Genomic DNA, 19,999 nt, shown 5'->3' on the forward strand with positions numbered 1-19,999 from the left:
TCAGCCCGCCTTCGGATGCGACGCGCCGGAGGCGGTCGACTCGCTCGAAGCAACGGACTCGCTCGAAGCAGCGGATTCGCTTGTGCTCGAGGCCTTTTCGCCGTCCGGGGTTGTGGCCGCTGATTTCGCCGGCGCTTCACCGGGCGCGGCGGGAGGCGTCGCATTGCCGACCTCGGCCTTCACCTCCCGGGCGTCGGTCCCGTTGCCGTTCATGGCCTCGAGCGCGAGCCGGGCGAAGACCCACTGTTCGGTGGCCGCCATCTGCCCGCGGTTGCGGCCGAGGAAGGCCACGAACCACTGGAACACCGTGACCGTCCGGCTGCGGTAGCCGATCAGGTAGTACAGGTGCAGTACCAGCCAGATGAGCCATGCGAAGAAGCCGGAGAACTCCAGCTTGCCGATCTGACAGACGGCGTTGAATCGCGAAACCGTCGCCATACTGCCCTTGTTGAAGTACTTGAACGGCTTGCGCTGCTCGGGGGTCTGCTTCCCCGCGACCTCGGCCTTGATCTGCTTGGCCGCGTAGGTGGCGCCCTGAATGGCGCCCTGCGCCTGACCGGGCACGCCGGGCACCGCCATCAGGTCGCCGACGACGAAGACGTTCGGATACCCCTTGATCGTCAGATCCGGTTCCACCACAACCCGCCCGGCCCGGTCGGTCTCGGTGCCCTTGGACCGTTCGGCCAGCATCGTGCCCAGTTCGCTGGCCTGTACGCCGGCCGACCACACCTTGCACGCCGATTCGATGCGACGCTCGGTGCCATCCTTGTCCTTGACCGTCACACCACGGGCGTCGACATCGGTGACCATCGCGTTGAGCTGGATCTCCACGCCCATCTTCTCGAGGCGGCGCTGCGCCTTGCCGCCGAGTTTGGGGCCCATCGGCGCGAGCACCGCGCCGGCGCCTTCGACCAGCAGCACGCGGGCATCGCGCGGATCGATGTTGCGGAAGGTGCCGACCAGGGTGCGGTCGGCGAGTTCGGCGATCTGGCCGGCCAGTTCGACGCCGGTGGGGCCCGCCCCGACCACGACGAACGTGAGGAATCGGTCGCGTTCCTCCTGGGTCTTGGCCAGTTCGGCCTCCTCGAACGAGCCGAGGATGCGTGCGCGCAGTTCCAGCGCGTCGTCGATGGTCTTCATCCCCGGCGCGTAGGTGGCGAACTGGTCGTTGCCGAAATAGGACTGCTGAGCGCCGGTCGCGACGATCAGGCTGTCGAAGGAGGTGACGGTGTCCTGGTTGAGCAGTTTCGACGTCACGGTCTTGTTCACCAGGTCGATATCGTGGACCTCGCCCAGGATCACCTGCGTGTTGTGGTGTTTGCGCAGCACGATGCGGGTGGCGGGGGCGATCTCGCCGGTGGACAGGATGCCGGTGGCGACCTGGTAGAGCAGCGGTTGGAACAGGTGCGTGGAGGTCTTGGAGATCAGTACGACATCGACGTTGTCGTGCTCGAGATGTTTGCACGCGAACAAGCCGCCGAAGCCGGATCCGATCACCACCACGCGGTGGCGTCGGTTCTCGACAGTTTCGGTTCCCATCAGCGCTCCTCGCCGGACGTTCGGTCTACGACAGGCTCAACGGTAGTCGGCTGCCCGGAGGCAGTCACGACGAGCGCCGGATGTCGGCGCGTCCGCGTCCTGGGCCCGAGTTTCGGCCCGCCTGGGGCGGGTATGCGATTACTTCGGCACCGGCTCCGCGGCGGCCGCCAGCGGCCCGACGAGGCGGTCGCCGCCGATACTCTCCACGGCCGGCCACAGAAAGGCCGCGAGTTGGTCGACGAATTCGGCGCGGGAGCGGCTCGGTTGCTGCATCCAGGCCTCGGCCGACATCAGAATGGCGCCGACGGTGGCGGTCGCCCAGATCCGCGCCAGCGCCGGGTCGGCGTCGAGACGGCGCAGGATGATGTCGAAAATCGATGTCGCCCAGTCGGATACACGGGTGAAGAACGGCCGGTGCTCGGCGTCGCCGCGCTCCAGCCGCTGCATCATGACATGGTGCAGATTGGGATTGGCGTCGACGAAATCGCAGATCAGGGTCACCACCGCCCGCAGTAGTTGCCGGGCGGGCAGCGGCTGAGCCAGCAGCCGGTCGGCGGCGGCGATGATGGCGTTCATATGCCGCTCGGCAAGGGCGTCGATCAGCGCCGAGAGATCCGGGAACACCGCGTACACCGCGGTGCGCGCGTATCCGGCCTCCGCGGCGACCTGCGCGATCGTCATCCGAACTCCGGAGCCGGCGACCACCCGCTCGGCCGCGTCGAGGATTTCCGCGCGCCGGCGGTCCGGATCCCGGGGCGGCCCGGGCGGCCGGCCCGGACGCCGAATTTCTGTGTCCCTTGTCACAGCGTGATCCTACCTCTAATGTACGAGGTGTACTTTTCTTGCGGCTGGGCGGCGTGCGCGGTCGCTGTGTTCGGGAGGCATCAGTCATGGTCAGCGTCGATCCGCGTCCCTCCGAAGCCGAGCGGGAGAACGCCGAGCGGGAGAACATCGGCTTCATCGAAATTCCGAACAGTCATCCGATCGACCGGCTGTTACACCGATTACCGGCCCGGGAGCAGGTGCTGGCCACACCGCCGCGGGCCAGTGCGGCGGCGGCCGTGCGCGGTGACTCCGGCCTGCCGGTACTGGGCCGCTCCCTGCAGTATCTGCGCTGGGGCCCCGCCGAGATGTACGACCGATATCGCCGCTACGGCCCGGTGAGTTACAGCAAATCCTTCGGCGTCGATCGCGTCCTGATCGCCGGGCCGCAGGCCGTCGACGAGGTTCTCGGCAAGCGGCGCAACGATTTCGGGCAGGGCTGGGACTTCCTGATCGGCTCGTTCTTCCGCCGCGGACTACTGCTGCTGGAATTCTCCGAGCACATGTTCCACCGGCGTATCATGCAGCAGGCGTTCACCCGCGAGCGACTGGAATCGCATCTGGCGCAATTGAGTCCTGTGGTCCAGGCCGCCGTCGACCGCTGGAGTCCGGCCGGTGCGCGCACCCTGCGCCTGTACCCGACGGTGAAAGATCTCACTCTCGAGATCGCCACCGAAACCTTCATGGGGGTCGACGCCGGACCGCAACGTCACCGGCTCGGACAGGCCTTCCTCGATTGCACCCACGCACCGCTGGCCCTGGTGCGCTATCCGGTGCCCGGCGGTGCGTGGCGCGCCGGCCTGCGCGGGCGCAAGACGCTCGAGGAGTACTTCACCGCCATGGTGCCGCAGAAGCGCAGACAAGAGGGTGCGGACTTCTTCTCCGCGCTGTGTCACGCCCGCACCGAGGACGGTGCGACCTTCTCCGACGCCGACGTGGTCAACCACATGATCTTCCTGATCATGGCCGCCCACGACACGACCACCACCACCGCGACCTCGGTCGCCTACTACCTGGGCCGCCACCCGGACTGGCAGCAGCGGGTGCGCGCCGAGGCGCAGGCGCTGTTCGACGAGCTCGACGGTGCGCCGCCGACGATCGCCGACCTGGACCGCCTTAGCGATCTGGATCTGGTGATCAAGGAGAGCCTCCGGCTGGTGCCGCCGGTGCCGGGCCTGGTGCGCCGCGCGGTGCGCGACACCGAGGTGGCCGGTCACTACATTCCGGCCGGCACCCACGTCGACGTCGCCTACGGGGTCAATCATCTGCTCCCCGAATTGTGGTCGCGGCCGGCACGTTTCGATCCGGAACGGTTCGCCGAGGGCCGGCGCGAGGACAAGTCGCATCGGCTGGCGTGGATGCCGTTCGGCGCGGGGGCGCACAAATGCATCGGCATGCATTTCGGCACCCTCGAGGTGAAGGTCGTCATCGCGGCGATGGTGCGTGCCTACCGCTGGCACATTCCCGACGACTATCTGATTCCGTGGGGCTTCAACACCATCCCGTTCCCGCGCGACGGGGCGCCGATGCGGCTGTCGCGGCTGTAACCGATCAGTGCGCAGCAGCGGCTGTAACCGATCTGCGCTTTGCCGCGGTGGTGACCGGTCTGCGTGCTGTCGCGGTGGTGACCGGTCTGCGTGCTGTCGCGGCGGTGACCGGTCTGCGCGCTGTCGCGGTGGTGGTGAGCGCCCGGCTCACCGTCCGGCGAACAGCAGCTGCGCGACATGCGTGGTGGTCTCCTCGCCGTCGGTGTAGCCGCCCTGGTCGCCGAGCGAATTCATCACCGCGAGGGTGTAGCGCTCACCGGGCCCGGCGAAGCCGACCGAGTTGACCACCCAGCCGCCGTTCTCGTCGGACCAGCCGTTCTTCAGGCCGGGGTGCAGGGCGTCGCCCGCGCCCCACACGCCCCAGTGCTGATTCGTGTCGACCTTGCGCATCCGGTCGAGCAGGTAGCCGCGGTCGTCCGGGTGCATGTGGTCGAGCACGTTGTTCATCAACCGGTCCAGATCGGCCGGCGCGCACTGCTGAAAACCCCAGTCCGGGAACAGATGTCCGTTGCCGTTGGTCGGGCGCGGCACCAGGCCGGTCATGCCGTTCGCCCGGAAGGCGTTGTTGAAGGCCTGCCGGTCCGGGCCCGCGTACTTGTTCCACAGGAAGTCCGCCGCGGCGTCGTTGGAGGTCGCCAGCATCGACTCCATCTGGTTGCGGTCCTCGGGCGTCAGCGCGATGGCGCCGACGCGCGCCCGGTTGAGCAGATCCTCGGCGATGGCGAGCTTGATCGTGGAGGCGGTCCAGAACAGGGTGTCGGCATTGCCGTTGGCATAGGTGCCGCCGGTGACCCGGTCGCGCACCACGTAGCCGGTGACACCGGGCCGGGAGGCCAGATAGTTGTCGACGGCCGCGATCCGGCTGCTCATATCGCAGTCGAAGCCGTCGCGGCAGCCCTGCATGCGCAGCGGGACGGCGGTGGCCGGAGCGGGATCCAGTACGGGGGTGCCCGCGATCAGCGCGGCGGCGACGACGCAGGCACCGGCGGCCAGGCGGGTGGTTCGAATGCCGCGGGACGCGGTCCGGGGATAACGCACGGTGAGCCACAATAGCCACAAATCCGCCGATCACGCACGTCTTGAGCTCGACCTGTGGATGTGGTAGCTCCGCGGAGATCGTTGCAGGCCAGCGCATTTCGGCCATGTCGGCCGTAACGGCGCAGGTCAGCGGAATGCTGCGAGTAATTCCTCGACGCTGCGGCCGTTGAGCCGATAGCAGTGCTCGAAGGCCTCGGAATGCCGGTCGCGGGCCCAGCTGTGCAGCACCACGCCGCGGCCGTAGTGCCGGGAGTTGATCAGTTCCCACGTCTCGCCCGATCGCCGTACCGTGAACCCGGATCTGGGTACGAGGGGGACCACCGTCGCAGACATGAATCGAACCAGCCTTTCGATACCGCTTCTCCCGAAACCTCCCCGCAGAGCACTGTGGCACACGACGGACCCGGTCTGCGGGTGACACGCGGTGGCGAATTGCGCTCGCGATAGCCGAATGGTCATGATGGCCGGATTCGATTGTGTTGCCGAATGTTTGGTGGGATGCTGCCAAGGGCGGCAAATCGGTGGTAACGGGCGTTGCTCGGTCGGTTGCGGAGAGCTCGTGTCACAGCGTTCGCCGGGCGCGGCGCTCCGAGAAGGGTCGGTGCCGCCGGGGGCGGTGGCCGGGTTTGTAGGATCGGGCGCGCCGCATCACCGCGACAACGGATCGCGCGCGAGGGACAGAGAGGCGGTGCGCAGGTGCTGCACATCCATCGGGCCGAGTCGGCGCGCACGCTCGCCGACGCGCTCGCCGCGATGTTGTCGCACCCGCTGCCGGACCCCTTCGCCGCCGAGGTCGTCGCCGTCGGCGCGCACGGAGTGCAACGCTGGCTCAACCAGCGGCTCGCGGTGACGCTGGGCGCGTGGGCGGGCGACGGCGTGGCCGCCAACATCGACTATCCGACACCGGCATCGCTGGTCGCCGACATCTCGGCCGCGGCCTCCGATATCGCCGCCGACGCCGACCCGTGGGCGCCTGACCGGCTGGTATGGCCGGTGCTGGCGGCGATGGACGCCGCGCTCGGCGAGCCCTGGGCGGCGGTCCTGGCCCGGCATCTGGGCGTGGGCGCCGGCCCGGCCGAGGCGTACCGGGCGGGCCGGCGGCTGGGCACCGCGACGCACATCGCGACCCTGTTCGACACCTACGGCACCACCCGCCCGACCCTGATCACCGACTGGGGCAACGGCGCCGATACCGACGGCTGCGGCGCGGACTTGCCCGAGGACCTGCTGTGGCAGCCGCGACTGTGGCGACGGGTGCGCGAGGCGATCGGCGTCCCCGCACCGGCGCAGCGGCTCGACACCGTCCGCCGCCGGTTACGCACCGATCCCGCGAGTATCGATCTGCCGCAGCGGCTTTCGATCTTCGGGCTGCCCCGGATTCCGGCCCCGCACCTCGCGGTGCTGGAGGCGGTGGCCGAACACCGGGACGTGCACATCTGGCTCGCGCATCCGAGCCCGGCGCTGTGGGAGCGGTTGCGCGCGTGCGCCCCGGAGGTCGCCGGCCCGGCCGGACCCGACGCGATTGCGGAGGCTGGTACGGGGCCGGCGGGTGCGGCAACGATCGTGCGAACCCGTCCCGCCGCTCCCCGGCGCGTGGTCGCCGAACCGATCGCCCGGCATCCGCTGCTGGGCGCACTGGGTCGCGACGTGCGGGAAGTCCAGAACCGGCTGGCGACCGTCGATTTCGCCGATCAGCACCATGCGCCCGAGCCCGATCGTGCCGATGCCGGAAAACGTTCGGGCACAGTGCTTTCCGAGCTGCAGGACGCCCTCCGCGCGGACCGCTGGCCGCCGGTGCCGGTGCCGCGCGCGGCTGATGACAGCGTGCAGATCCACGCCTGCCACGGCCCTGCCCGGCAGGTGGAGGTGTTGCGCGATGTCCTGCTCGGGCTCTTCCAGCGCGATCCCACCCTTGAACCGCGCGACGTGATCGTGCTGTGTCCCGATCCGGACGGCTATGCGCCGCTGGTGCGAGCCGCCTTCGGCCAGGGGCCCGCCGCTCTCGACGTTCCCGACGCGAATCCCGCGCACGGCTTGCGGGTGCGGTCCGCCGAACGCAGTGCGGGCGCGGCGAATTCGGTGCTCGCGGTGCTGGAGGATCTGCTGGCGCTGGCCGAGGGGCGCGTCGGCGTCACCCAGGTGCTCGACCTCGCCGCCACCGAACCCGTCCGATACCGCTGCGGATTCGACGACGAGGATATCGAGCGGCTGCGCGAATGGGCCGCCGAAACCGGCGCCCGCTGGGGAATCGGGCAACGGCAGCGGCAGGCCTTCGGCCTCGCCGAATTCGGCCAGAACACCCTCAATGCGGCCGTCGACCGGATTCTGCTCGGCGTGGCCGCCGGGGAATCGGGCGAGGACTGGCTGGATCTGGCATTGCCGCTGGACGACGTCGACTCCGGTGATGTGGACCTGGCCGGGCGGTTCGCCGAATTCGTCGACCGGCTCGCTGTCTGCGTGCGCGATCTGAGCGGACCCACCCCGGCCGAACCCGCCGGCACCCCGCGACCCGCGCGGCAGTGGTTGCAGATGCTGCACCGCGCGCTCGATCTGCTCACCGATCTGCCGGCTGCGGCGGCCTGGCAGGGAGTGCAGGCGCGGCGCGAACTCGCCGCCGCCTTCGAACACGCGGACGCGGCCGAATTGCGGCTGCCCGATGTGATCGCGGCCCTGCGGGCGCGGGCGCGGGCCCGGGCGCCGCGCTCGAACTACCGCACCGGCGAGCTCACCGTCTCCGGCCTGGCGCCGATGCGGTCGGTCCCGCATCGGGTGGTGGTGCTGCTCGGGCTCGACGACGAGGTGTTCCCGCGCACCGGCGGTATCGACGGCGACGACGTCACCGCGCGGGAACCGCTGGTCGGCGAGCGTGATTCGCGCAGCGAGGACCGCGGACTCCTACTCGACGCCGTCCTCGCCGCCGAAGACCGTCTCGTCGTGCTCTACACCGGCGCCGATCCGGTGACCGGAACGCCCCGGCCGCCGGTCACGCCGCTCGCGGAACTGATCGACGTGGTGCGCGCTCACCGCGGCACCGACGACGTGGTGCGCCGCCATCCGCTGCAGGCATACGACGGCAGCAACTTCGACGCGCGCGACCCGTTCGGTTTCGACACCCTCGCGCTGGCCGCCGCCCGCGCGGCGGCGCGCCCCGCGCAACCGAGTCCGCCGTGGCTGTCCGGCCCGTTGCCCGCCGTGGCGCGCACGGATGTCGAACTGGCGGAACTGGTGTCGTTCGCCGAACATCCGATCCGGGCCTTCCTGTGGCAGCGCCTGGGCATCCGGGTGCCGGAGGAGGACGAGGACATCGACGAACGCCTGCCCATCGAACTGACCGGGCTGGCCACCTGGAATATCGGTGAACGGATGCTGGCGGCCCGGCTCACCGGCGCGGATCCGGCTGCCCTGCGCGCTGCGGAATGGCGGCGCGGGACGCTGCCGCCGTTCGGTCTCGGCGCGGCGGTGCTGGCCGAGGTGGAATTCACGGTCGACCGGTTGGTGCAGGTCGCCGCGCCCCTGCACCAGGCCCCGGCGCGCACCATTGATATCGCGGTGGATCTGGGATCGGGGCGGCGGCTGACCGGGACGGTCGCCGATGTGCACGACGACGCGGTCGTGCGCGCCACCTATTCGCGCCTCGCGCCCAAACATCGGATGGCGGCGTGGGTGCGGCTGCTGGCGCTGGCCGCCACCGAACGCCATCAGAGCTGGCGGGCCGTGAGCATCGGGCGCGGTAAATTCGGCCGCCCGGCCTGGCGTTCGTCGCTGACCGCACCGGCCCCCGCGCTCGCGGCGGACCTGTTGCGCGAGCTGGCCGATCTGCGCGAGGAGGGCCTGGCCGAACCGTTGTCGTTCGCGCCGTCGGCGTCGGCGCTATATGCCGAACGTCGCTGTCGCGGAGCCGATCTCGACTCCGCTCGCGCCGCCGCGGAGGAGGAGTTCTACGGCGGACCGAAGGGGCCGCGTCCGTTCGGCGACCACACCGACCGCTACCTGACCTACATCCGGGGACCCGAACCGACCCTCGAGCAATTGGAAACCCCGCTGCCCGAACCCGACCGGTACGGCGAGACCACTACGTTCGGCTCGGTGGCCCGGCGACTGTGGAATCCGCTGCTGGCCAACGAATCCCAGGGGCAGCCATGACCGAGGAACTGTTCCCCGTCACCGACCTGCGCACCGCCGAGGCGCCGGCGCACACCACTCCCCAGCGTCGCCGCGCCCGCGCGATGCACGAAACAGCCGACACCGGAGAGCTTTTCGCTGCGGAGGCGGCCCAGTCCGGCAACGCGGCGGCGACTGCGGATACGGCCGCCGACACCCCAGGTGCCGCCGCCGACGCCGGTGTCGACAATCGGCGCGGCGGCTCGGACGTCGCCGGCCGGGGCCCCGAATCCGACATGGCGGAGCCCGCAGCCGCCGGCGAGTGTGCCGACGCCGACCAGCAGGATCAATCCGACCCGGATCGAGGTGATGTCGCCGCGACCGTGGACACACCGGGTGGCGGCACCGCCGCCGGCTGCGTCGATGAGCGGAGCAGCGGCGGATTCGACCTCGCCGACCGCACACCGGGATCCGGCGCTCCGGGAGTCTCGACTGCGGCCGAGAGAAGGGCGCGCGACGTCGAGCAGTGCGCGGTCGATCGTGGCGCATGGCGTCGGAGAAGCGCGCGGGTGGCCGGTTCCGTCGGAGCGTCGCCCGCACAGTTCGATCTGTGTGGTGAATTGCCTACCGGGACCACCGTTCTGGAGGCCAGTGCGGGGACCGGTAAGACCTATGCCATCGTGGGCCTGGCGGTGCGGTTCGTCGCCGAGGGGCTGGTCGACATCTCGCAGCTGCTGCTGGTGACCTTCAGCCGGGCGGCGACCCAGGAGTTGCGGGAACGGACGCGGGAGCGGTTCGTCACGGTCGCGGCCGCGCTCGACGATCCGGAGGCTGCGCGCGCCGGAGCCGACGAGCTGATCGCGCATCTGGCCCATGCCGACCCGGCCGAGGTGGCACGGCGGCGCCGGCGGCTGGTCGCCGCGCTGTCGGATTTCGATGCCGGCACCATCTCCACCACGCACGGTTTCTGTCAGCGGATGCTCGACGAACTCGGCATCGCGGGCGAACACGATCCGCGGGTGCGGCTGGTCGAGGGCATCGAGGAACTGGTGAGCACGGTCGCCGAGGATCTGTATCTGGCCCGCTATGCCCGGGGCGGTGCACCGATGCCGGTGCGGCAGGCGCTATCGCTGGCGGCGGCCGCGGTGGCGGACCGGCGCGCGCGGCTGGTTCCGGGCGAGGAGCTCGGCGATCACCCCGCGGCCGAGGCGGCGGCGTTCGCGGCCGCGGTGCGTGCGGAAGTCGATCGGCGCAAACGACTTTCGGGCATCCGCGACTTCGATGATCAGCTCGTGTTGCTGCACGACGTGCTCGCCGACCCGGTCCACGGCGAGCGCGCCTGCCGCCGCATTCGCGACCGCTTCCGCGTGACGCTGGTCGACGAATTCCAGGACACCGACCCACTGCAGTGGGACATCCTGCGGCGAGTCTTTCACGACCACACCACATTGGTGCTGGTCGGCGATCCGAAACAGGCGATCTACGCCTTCCGTGGCGCCGAGGTCCTCAGCTATCTGGACGCGGTCGCCCACGCCGACACCCGTCGCGAGCTGGACACCAACCGCCGCAGCGACGCGGGTCTGCTGGCGGCGCTGCACCACATGCTGGGCGGCGCGGCCCTGGGACATGCGCAGATCACGGTGCCGCCGGTCACGGGGGTGCGGCCGCAGAGCCGGCTCACCGGACCCGAGGGCGCGGCGGTTCCGTTGCGGCTCAGGTGTTTTCCTCGCCAGGGTGCCGGAGCGTTGAACGGCAGCGGTTTTCCGGTGGTGGGCCGCCAGCGTGATCGCGTGGCCACCGACCTCGCCGCCGATATCGTCCGCACCCTCGAATCCGGGGCGCGGATCGGCGACCGCGCGCTGGGCCCCGGTGATATCGCGGTGCTGGTTCGCACCCGCGCGCAGATCGATCTGGTCCGCGCGGAGCTGGACCGCGCCGGTGTCGCCTCCGTACTCGCCGGTGGCGCCAGCGTTTTCGCCACCCGCAGCGCCACCGACTGGCTGTGGGTGCTGCGGGCGCTGGAACAACCGCACCGCGGCGACCGGGTGCGGCTGGCGGCCACCACCCCGCTGCTCGGCCTGTCCGCCGCCGATATCGACGCCGGGGGCGCGGATCTGGTCGGCCGGCTCAGCACCCAGCTGCGCGACGCGGCCCGGCTGTTCGCACGCTCGGGTTTCGCGGCCGTGTTCGACCGGCTGTCCGCCCAGGCCCAGCCCGCGCCGCGACTGCTGGCCCAGAGCGGCGGCGAACGGCGCCTGACCGATCTGCGGCATATCGCGCAACTGCTCGACGAGGTCGCCGTGCGGGAATCGCTCGGGCTCACCGCGCTCACCCGCTGGCTGGCCGACCGGGTTCGCGATCCGGCCTCGGGCGCCGTCGCGGGACGCAGCCGCCGCCTCGACCGCGACGCGGCCGCGGTGCAGATCGCCACCGTGCACGCCAGCAAGGGCCTGGAATTTCCCGTCGTCTATCTGCCTTTCGCGTGGGACGGCGCGAAAAACCCCCATCCGTCGACGCTGTTGTTCCACGACGGCGACGAGCGAGTTCTGGACGTCGGCGGCCCCGAAGCGCCCGGTTACGCCGAGCACCGCCGCCGTTGCGAGGCCGAGGAAGCGGGGGAGGAGCTGCGGCTGCTGTATGTCGCGGTGACCCGGGCGCAGTGCCAGGTGGTGGCCTGGTGGGCGCCGGCCTACGGTACCGCCGCCGCACCGCTGCATCGGATGATCCTGGGCCGCGTCCCCGGCAGCGCCGAGGTGCCGGCGCGCAGTGAGGTGCCCGCGGATCCGATTGTGCTGCAGCAGTTGCGCGAATGGGCCGCGGCCGCCGGTCCGGGCCTGATCGAGATCGAGCCCGTCCGCGCGGCGGTCGAGGCGCGGCTGCGCACCGAACGCGGCCACACCGGTGACAAGGAACTCGAGGCCGCGCGGTTCACCCGCTCGGTCGACCACGACTGGCGCCGGACCTCGTACTCGGCGCTCACCGCGTCCGCGCATGAAACAGCGCATGGTGCAACGGATTTCGTGGCTACCGATACTGTCGAGAGTGGTTCCGACGAGCCGCTGTCGTCTGCGCCGGAACTCGGTCCGGGCCTCGGCTCGGAGGACGAGTTCGCCGGCGCGGCACCGTCGTTGATGAACGATCTGCCCTACGGCGCCGAATTCGGCACCCTCGTACACGGTGTGCTCGAGCTGGTCGACACCGATGCGCCGGATCTGGCCGCAGAGGTCCGGCTGCGCTGCGAACAGGCCGTCGAGCAACTCATGGCCGACATCGATCCCGGCGCACTCGCCCACGCACTCGTCGAGGTGCTGCGCACCCCGTGCGATCCGGTCGCGCTGGCCGATATCCGCTCCCGGGATCGGTTGAACGAACTGGAATTCGAACTGCCGCTCGCGGGTGGTGACGAGCCGGTGGCGCAGCGGGTGACGGTCCGTCGCATCGGCGCCCTGCTGCGAGAACATCTGCGGTCCGACGATCCGTTCGCCACCTACGCCGATGCCCTCGACCTGCTCGGCGACGTTCCGCTGCGCGGGTATCTGACCGGAAGTATCGACGCGGTGCTGCGGACCGACGGCCCCCGCTTTCTCGTCGTCGACTACAAGACCAACCGGCTCGGCACCGGTGCACTGACCGTCGCGCACTATCGGCGCGACCGGATGGCCGAGGAGATGATGCGCTCGCACTATCCGCTGCAGGCCCTGCTGTATTCGGCGGCGCTGCACCGCTATTTGCGCTGGCGGCTGCCCGGCTACGATCCGGCTCGCCACCTCGGCGGGGTGCGCTATCTGTTCGTGCGCGGCATGATCGGCCCGGCGACCCCGCCCGGCCACGGCGTGTTCGGGTGGGACCCACCGGCGGAGCTGATCGTGGCGCTATCGGATCTGCTGGCCGGAAAGGGCAGCAGGTGACGGCGATCGTTGTGGCGCAGCGCGCCACCGGACTGCTGCGGACCTTCAACACCGCCGGGGTGTTGTCGGCGGCGGATGTGCACGTGGCGCTGCGGCTGGGCCGGCTCGGCGGTGAATCCGGGGAGCAGGTCCTGCTGGCCGCCGCGCTCGCGGTGCGTGCGGTGCGGTCGGGATCGGTATGCCTGGAATTGCGGCGCATGCACGAAATCGGCGTCGACGGTGAGGGTTTCGATCTCGGCGAGGCGGAACCGATCGATCCGGCTCTGCTGCCGTGGCCGGAGGTCGACAGCCTGTGTGATCGGTTGCGCGCGAGCCCGCTGGTGTGCGGCAGTCCGGCCGGGCCGCTGTGCCCGCTGCGGCTGGTCGAATCCGAGGGCGGGCCGCTGCTGTATCTGGACCGCTACTACCGGCAGGAGCAGACGATCCGCGAGGTACTCGCGGACCGCGCGCACGGGCATCCGCTCGTCGATCCGGACACCGTGCGCCGCGAACTGGACCGGCTGTTCCCGGGTACGGGTGGGCCCGGCGCCGCCCCGGATCGCCAGCGCATCGCCGCCGCCGTCGCCGCCACCAGCTGGACCACGGTGGTCGCCGGTGGTCCCGGCACCGGTAAGACCCACACCATCGCCCGCATCCTGGCGCTGCTGGTCGCTCACCAGCGCGCGGTCGCCGACACCGCACCCCTGCGCATCGCGCTGGCCGCCCCGACCGGCAAAGCCGCTGCGCGACTGCAGGAATCGGTGCGCGAACAGGCCGGCGACCTCGACCTGCCGGAACTGACCGCGGCGACCGTGCACCGCCTGCTGGGCTGGCAGCGCGGCGGCACCACACGCTTCCGCCATCACGCCCACAACCGGCTGCCCTACGACGTCATCGTCGTCGACGAAACCTCCATGGTGTCGCTGACCATGATGAGCAGGCTGCTGCCCGCCGTGCGCCCGGACGCGCGGCTGGTGCTCGTCGGCGACCCGGACCAGCTGGCCTCGGTCGACGCCGGCGCCGTCCTCGCCGATCTGGTCGCGGGCCCGGTGGCCGGACCGCCGAATCCGCTCCTCGAACGGATCCTGGATACCGGTTCCGGTCCGGTGGCCGGTGCCGAGGATCTGAGTGAGCGCGAACGAAACCGGTTGCGCGGCGGCATGATCCGCCTCACCCGCGGCCGCCGGTTCGGTGGCCGGATCGCCGATCTGGCGGTGGCGGTGCGCGCCGGGGACGCCGAGACGGCGCTGGCGCTGTTGCACGACGGCGGTGCGGAACTGTCCCTGCACGAACCCGACGACATCGCCGAGGTGCGTGCCGACGTGGTGCGCGCCGCCCGCGAAGCCACCACCGCCGCCGAGGCGGGCGACGCCGCGGCCGCGCTCCAGGCGATGGAATCGCATCGCCTGCTGTGTGCGCACCGGCAGGGGCCGTTCGGTGTCGAACGGTGGGACCGGATGGCCGGCGGCTGGGTCGGCGCGGCCGGAATCGGGATGGAATCGTCTGCCGGGCAGTGGTTTCCCGGCCAGCCCTTGCTGGTGACCGCCAACGACCACGAGGCCCGCATCTACAACGGCGACACCGGTGTCATCGTGCGGTCCGCCGACGGTGGCCTGCGTGCCGCCCTGCAGCGCGGCAGCGAACCGTATCTGGTGCATCCCACCCAATTCCCGGGTGTGACCACGGTGTACGCGATGACCATCCATCGCAGCCAGGGCAGCCAGTACGGGGCGGTGACGATCGTGCTGCCGGGCCCGGAGTCGACGCTGCTGACCCGTGAACTGCTCTATACCGCGATCACTCGCGCCCGGCAGCGGGTGCGCATCATCGGTACGGCGGAGGCGCTGGAGGCCGGGATCTCGCGGCGGGTGCTGCGAGCGAGCGGGTTGCGCGGCTGAGCCGGGTCTCCTGCCGGTGTCAGCCCTGCACGGGGGGTCAGCCCTGCACGGGTAGGAAGATCCCCGGAATCGTCAGGGCGAGTTCGACATCCTCGCGCCGCCCCAGGGTGACCAGGACGGTGCGAATCATCGTCAGCCGGGCCTCGGCGACCGCATCGGGGTCCGGGTCCGCGCCCGGCGCGGTGGCCAGCGACACCTGGTAGACCACGAATGCGCAGACCTGCAGGGCGGTGTCGAGGTCCAGCGGTGCCGGCAGTTGCCGGCCCAGCACCGCGAACTTCTCCCGCACCAGCGCGCGGATGTCGTCGAAGGCCTGCTCCCGGTACGCCGAGACCGGTGAGGCCGGATCGTGCAGTTCGGCGAACACCGGCCGCAGCATCGGCCCGTGCCCGCGTGCCCAGTCCAGGTACGCGTCGATGATGCCGATACCGAGCGCCACCGGCTCCTCGGACTCTTCCAATGCCTTGCGGATGCCGCCCACCAGGCCCTCGTTGGACTGCGTGAGTATCACGTCGAGCGGGGCGGTGGCGTTGGCGAAATAGCGGTAGAAGGTCGGCCGCGAGATTCCGGCCTGTTCGATGATGCGCGCGACACTCAGTCCGCGTGAACCGAATTCGGTGAACACCGCCGCGGTGGCGGTGACGATGCGGGAGCGGACCTCGTCGGCCTGTGCGCGCGTCTGTGGCGGCCGGCCCCGGCGAGCGGCGCCGTTGTGAGTGGTGACCACCCCGTCCTGCGGCATCCCGTGGTTCCTCCCTGATCGGTCGTCCGGACTTGACATGGCCCGGCATCGCCCTATTAATCTAACATCGGTGTTAATCTAACACTGGTGTTCAACGAATTATTGGGCGCCTGCCGATCGAGAGGGCCGACAATGACGACCGCCCCAGACCTCGCCGCCGCCCCGGCCCTGCCGCAGGAGTTGGTGGACCGCCTGCTCGCACACGCCACCGCGGGTGGCGCACCCTCGGTGGTGGTATTCGCCCCGGCCACCGGCGCGAAGATCGCCGATCTGCCGCAGTCGTCCACCGCCGATATCGACGCCGCCTTCGCGACCGCCCGCAGCGCCCAACAGCAGTGGGCGCGGGTTCCGGTGCGCGAACGCGCTGCGGTGCTGCGCCGTTTCCACGATCTGGTCCTGGCCGAACAGGACACCATCCTCGACATCGTTCAGACCGAGGCCGGAAAGTCTCGCGTGCACGCCTTCGACGAGGTAGGTGACGCGGCGGTCAACGCCCGCTACTACGCCGCCGCGGCCGAACGGCTGCTGGCCTCGCGCACCCCACGCGGTGTGCTGCCGGTGCTGACCAAGGTCGAGGTCCGCAACCGGCCCAAGGGTGTGGTCGCGGTGATCTCGCCGTGGAACTACCCGCTGGCCCTGGCCGCCTCCGACGCGCTGCCCGCGCTGATGGCCGGTAACGCGGTCGTCGCGCGACCGGACAACCAGACCGCGCTCACCGCGCTGTGGGCGATCGACGCCGCCGAACGCGCCGGACTGCCCGCGGGGCTGTGGCAGGCGGTGCTGGGCCGCGGCTCGGTGATCGGCGGCGAGGTGATCGCGCGCGCCGACTACGTCGACTACACCGGTTCCAGCGCCACCGGCCGCACCATCGCCCGGCAGGCGGGGGAGCGACTGATCGGCTACTCGCTCGAACTGGGCGGCAAGAATCCGCTGCTGGTGCTCGCCGACGCCGATGTGAGCGCGGCCGCCAAGACCGCGGTGCGCGCCTGTTTCGCCTCGGCCGGGCAGCTGTGTGAATCCATCGAGCGTATCTATGTCCACGACCGTGTCTACGACCGGTTCGTCAGCGAATTCACCTCCGCCACACAGTCTTTGCGGCTGGGGTCGGCGCTCGACTACTCCTACCAGATGGGGTCGCTGACCTTCGTGCGCCAGCTGGACACGGTCACCGAACACGTGCAGGACGCCGTCGCCAAGGGTGCGACCGTGCTGGCCGGCGGCCGCGCGCGGCCGGATCTCGGCCCGTACTTCTACGAGCCGACGGTGCTGGCCGGGGTGCGCCCGGGTATGACGGTCTACCGCGAGGAGACCTTCGGCCCGGTCGTCTCGATCTACCGCGTGCACAGCGACGACGAGGCCGTCGACCAGGCCAACGACACCGCCTACGGCCTCAATGCCAGTGTGTGGAGCCGCGATACCGGACGCGCCCGTGAGATCGCCGCCCGCATCCACGCCGGATCGGTGAACGTGAACGAGGGCTTCATCGCGGCGTGGGGCAGTGTCGCGGCCCCCTCCGGCGGGCTCGGCATCTCGGGCAGCGGCCGCCGCCACGGCCCGGAGGGGCTGCTCAAATACGTCGACACCCAGACCATCGCGGTCCAGCGCGCGTTGCCGATCGCGCCGCTGCCGGGCATGTCGGAAGCACTGTGGGCGAAGACCATGACGCTCTACTTCGGCGTGATGAAGGCGTTGCGGCAGAAATGATCTCGCCCGCTCGGGCACAAGAGGACTTCGGGCACAAGAGGACTTCGGGCACGAAGGACTCGGGTACGCAGGAAGAGGAACGGATATGGATACGGTCGCGGGCAAGCGGGTACTGGTCACCGGCGCGGCGATGGGCCTGGGCAAATCCTTCGCCCAGCGTGCGGTGCGCGAACAGGCCGCCGACGTGGTGCTGTGGGATGTCGACGAGATCGCGCTGAAGCAGACCGCGGCCGAACTGTCCTCCGGAGCGCTGAGCCGGGTGCACCACTACGTGGTCGACGTGTCCGACCAGCAGTCGATCATCGATGCCGCGGCCGCGGTGCGCTCGCAAGTCGGCGATATCGACGTGCTGGTCAACAACGCCGGCATCGTGCGCGGCAACGGCTACTTCTGGGAAACCGAGAACCGCGCCGACATCGACAAGACGATGGCGATCAATGCGCTGGCGCCGATGTACATCGCGCTGGAATTCCTGCCGGCGATGGTGCGGCGTAAAACCCCCGCGCGGGTGTTGAACATCGCCTCCTCGGCGGCGCTGGTGTCCAATCCGCGCATGAGTGTCTACGCCGCGTCCAAGTGGGCGGCGCTGGGCTGGTCGGATTCGGTGCGCCTGGAGCTCGAGCAGTCCGGCAACGAGCACGTGAAGGTCACCACGGTGTGCCCGACCTACATCAACACCGGAATGTTCGACGGCGCCAAGGGGTTCTGGTTCACGCCGATCCTGGAGCAGGAAGAGGTCGTCGACACCGCGTGGCGGGAGATGAAGAACGGTTCGGCGTTGGTGGTGCTGCCGTGGACCTCCCGGCTCAACCGCGCCATCTCCGGTCTGCTGCCGCTGAAGGTGCGCGACTTCTACCTGAACAAGGTGGGCGTCTACCACTCGATGGACGAATTCACCGGCCGTAAGTCCTGAGGCGCGGCCGATTCACGAGGCTTCGCCGCGCCGGTCACGCCACGGCAGCGTGATCGGCTCCGGTGGAATCCGCCCCGCCAGCAGCTCGCCGAGGAGCCCGGCGAGACCGAGCGGAAACACCTGCTGGTCGGTGCTCGCGAGCTCGTCGACACTCCACCAGCGGAATTCGTCGATGGCGGTGCTTTCGTAGCTCAGCAGCCCGCTCGTGTCCGGATCGGTGCCGCTGGTGGGGAGCCGGTAGAAGAAATAGTCCTCACGGAACAGGCCCGACAGCCATCCCGGAATATCCAGATGCCCGGCGGCCACCGCCACCTGGGGCCCGAGATCGGCTGCGCTGACGCGCAATCCGGTCTCCTCACCCAGTTCCCGCGCCGCCGCCTCGGCCGGCGATTCCGCCGCGTCGATGCCGCCGCCGGGGGTGATCCAGTACAGCGGATCCAGCGTGCCGCGATAGGCGATGAGCAGAATCCGGTCGTCGGCGTCCGCGAGGATCACCCGTCCCGACCTGCGCACGTATCGCTGCTCCACAACGCCTTATGCTAGCGGCCGAAGCGAATCCGTTTGTGCCATACTCTGCGCGGCGGAATGCGCCGAGGGAGGACGGAAGTACGCATGGGCCTGATGGACAAGATCCGCGGTGAATTCGTCGACATCATCGAATGGCTCGACGATACGAATTCCACGCTGGCGTGGCGGTTCCCGCGCTACGACAACGAGATCAAGAACGGCGCCGAACTGATCGTGCGCGAGGGCCAGCAGGCCGTCTTCGTCTACCGGGGGCAGCTCGCCGACCGCTACGAGCCCGGCCATTACGCTCTGACCACGGAGAACATGCCGATCATGTCCACCCTGCAGGGGTGGAAACACGGGTTCAACAGCCCGTTCCGTTCGGAGGTGTACTTCGTCAACACCCGGCCGGTCACCGATTTCCGCTGGGGTACACCGCAACCGGTGACCGTGCGTGATCCCGACTTCCGCATGGTGCAGGTCCGCGCCAACGGCACCACCATCGTGAAGGTGGTCGACCCGGCCGTCTTCCTGCGCCAGGTGATCGGTACCGAGAGCGTGGTCGATATGGAGCAGATCACCGATCTGCTGCGGCGCACGGTCGCGCTCGCCTTCTCGGATATGGTGCTCGCCACCGGACTCGGCGCGATCGATCTGCAGGGGCGCCAGGTCGAATTGTCCGACAAGCTGGGCGAATTCGTGGCGCAGCGGGTGGCGTCGTTCGGACTGGGTGTCGACGCGGTCACCATGACGATTTCGCTGCCGGAGGAGATCCAGCAGGCGATGACCCGCGGTGTGGCCCGCGGTGTCGAGGCCGGCGGTTTCGCCGACAACGTCCGCGATCCGAACCGGTACCAGCAGGTCCAGGCGGCCGATGCGATGCTCGCCGCCGCGCAGAATCCCGGCGGCGGCGCGATGGGCGCGGCGATGCAGGCCGGGATGGGCGTGGCTCTGGGCGGGCAGATGGCGGGCGCGATGCAGGGCGCCTTCGCCCAACCCGCCGCCAACGGCTACGCCCAGCCGGGCTACGCACAGCAGCCGCCGCCGCTTCCGGTGCAGCAGCAGTTCCACATCGACCTGGACGGGCAGGCGGCGGGTCCGTTCCCGGTGGATCAGCTGCGCCAGTTCGTCGCCGCCGGCCGCCTCACACCGCAGACGAATGTCTGGACCACCGGTATGTCCGCGTGGGCCGCGGCCTCGACGGTCCCCGCGTTGCAGTCGTTGTTCGGGGGTCCGCCGCCGCTGCCCGGCACCCCGCCCCCGCCGCCTCCCGTCGGCTAGCCGCGCCTCAGCCGAACCGG

13 protein-coding genes are annotated in these 19,999 nt (G+C 70.1%); 7 read left to right on the forward strand and 6 right to left on the reverse strand.

Annotated elements, in window-relative coordinates; genetic code table 11:
• Entirely contained in the window at positions 1–1,539 is a 1,539-nt protein-coding gene (locus C5E41_RS03375; protein ID WP_104374359.1) for an NAD(P)/FAD-dependent oxidoreductase, read from the reverse strand.
• Between the two features lie 138 nt (positions 1,540–1,677).
• Positions 1,678–2,343 (reverse strand): TetR/AcrR family transcriptional regulator, encoded by a 666-nt coding sequence (locus tag C5E41_RS03380; protein ID WP_146097453.1) that lies wholly within the window; start codon positions 2,341–2,343, stop codon positions 1,678–1,680.
• An 86-nt stretch (positions 2,344–2,429) separates the two neighbouring features.
• Between C5E41_RS03380 and C5E41_RS03385 the strand changes: the two genes are divergently transcribed.
• Positions 2,430–3,908, forward strand: a complete 1,479-nt coding sequence (locus C5E41_RS03385) for a cytochrome P450 (RefSeq protein ID WP_104374361.1) — start codon at positions 2,430–2,432, stop codon at positions 3,906–3,908.
• 147 nt (positions 3,909–4,055) lie between these two features.
• Here C5E41_RS03385 and C5E41_RS03390 read toward each other — a convergent pair whose 3' ends face one another.
• Complete coding sequence (locus C5E41_RS03390; protein WP_104374531.1) at positions 4,056–4,946, reverse strand: tat pathway signal sequence; 891 nt, start codon at positions 4,944–4,946, stop codon at positions 4,056–4,058.
• Between the two features lie 126 nt (positions 4,947–5,072).
• Complete coding sequence (locus C5E41_RS03395) at positions 5,073–5,279, reverse strand: hypothetical protein (RefSeq protein ID WP_062965071.1); 207 nt, start codon at positions 5,277–5,279, stop codon at positions 5,073–5,075.
• Between the two features lie 363 nt (positions 5,280–5,642).
• On the opposite strand from C5E41_RS03395, the gene recC reads away from it, so the two are divergent.
• Genes recC through recD form a run of 3 tightly spaced genes read left to right on the forward strand, consistent with a single transcriptional unit; the run spans position 5,643 to position 14,832 of the window.
• Positions 5,643–9,089, forward strand: coding sequence for an exodeoxyribonuclease V subunit gamma (gene recC, locus C5E41_RS03400; RefSeq protein ID WP_104374362.1), 3,447 nt, complete (start codon positions 5,643–5,645; stop codon positions 9,087–9,089).
• Complete coding sequence (locus C5E41_RS03405; RefSeq protein WP_258080709.1) at positions 9,086–12,955, forward strand: UvrD-helicase domain-containing protein; 3,870 nt, start codon at positions 9,086–9,088, stop codon at positions 12,953–12,955. Before recC ends, C5E41_RS03405 begins: the two co-directional genes overlap by 4 nt.
• Complete coding sequence (gene recD, locus C5E41_RS03410) at positions 12,952–14,832, forward strand: exodeoxyribonuclease V subunit alpha (RefSeq protein WP_104374363.1); 1,881 nt, start codon at positions 12,952–12,954, stop codon at positions 14,830–14,832. Before C5E41_RS03405 ends, recD begins: the two co-directional genes overlap by 4 nt.
• A gap of 37 nt (positions 14,833–14,869) precedes the next feature.
• On the opposite strand, the gene C5E41_RS03415 is transcribed toward recD, so the two are convergent.
• Positions 14,870–15,574: a TetR/AcrR family transcriptional regulator gene (locus tag C5E41_RS03415; protein WP_104374364.1), complete on the reverse strand. Its 705-nt coding sequence runs from the start codon at positions 15,572–15,574 to the stop codon at positions 14,870–14,872.
• Between the two features lie 132 nt (positions 15,575–15,706).
• On the opposite strand from C5E41_RS03415, the gene C5E41_RS03420 reads away from it, so the two are divergent.
• Both C5E41_RS03420 and C5E41_RS03425 read left to right on the forward strand, forming a co-directional pair.
• Entirely contained in the window at positions 15,707–17,278 is a 1,572-nt protein-coding gene (locus tag C5E41_RS03420; RefSeq protein ID WP_104374365.1) for a succinic semialdehyde dehydrogenase, read from the forward strand.
• An 85-nt stretch (positions 17,279–17,363) separates the two neighbouring features.
• On the forward strand, positions 17,364–18,191 hold the full coding sequence (locus tag C5E41_RS03425; RefSeq protein WP_104374366.1) for an SDR family NAD(P)-dependent oxidoreductase: 828 nt from the start codon (positions 17,364–17,366) through the stop codon (positions 18,189–18,191).
• Between the two features lie 12 nt (positions 18,192–18,203).
• Here C5E41_RS03425 and C5E41_RS03430 read toward each other — a convergent pair whose 3' ends face one another.
• Positions 18,204–18,719 (reverse strand): NUDIX domain-containing protein, encoded by a 516-nt coding sequence (locus C5E41_RS03430; RefSeq protein ID WP_104374367.1) that lies wholly within the window; start codon positions 18,717–18,719, stop codon positions 18,204–18,206.
• Between the two features lie 84 nt (positions 18,720–18,803).
• Here C5E41_RS03430 and C5E41_RS03435 point away from each other — a divergent pair, with 84 nt between their 5' ends.
• Positions 18,804–19,979: an SPFH domain-containing protein gene (locus tag C5E41_RS03435; RefSeq protein WP_104374368.1), complete on the forward strand. Its 1,176-nt coding sequence runs from the start codon at positions 18,804–18,806 to the stop codon at positions 19,977–19,979.
• Positions 19,980–19,999 lie beyond the last annotated feature (20 nt).

Source organism: Nocardia nova (assembly GCF_002933465.1).
Classification (GTDB): Bacteria; Actinomycetota; Actinomycetes; order Mycobacteriales; family Mycobacteriaceae; genus Nocardia; species Nocardia nova_B.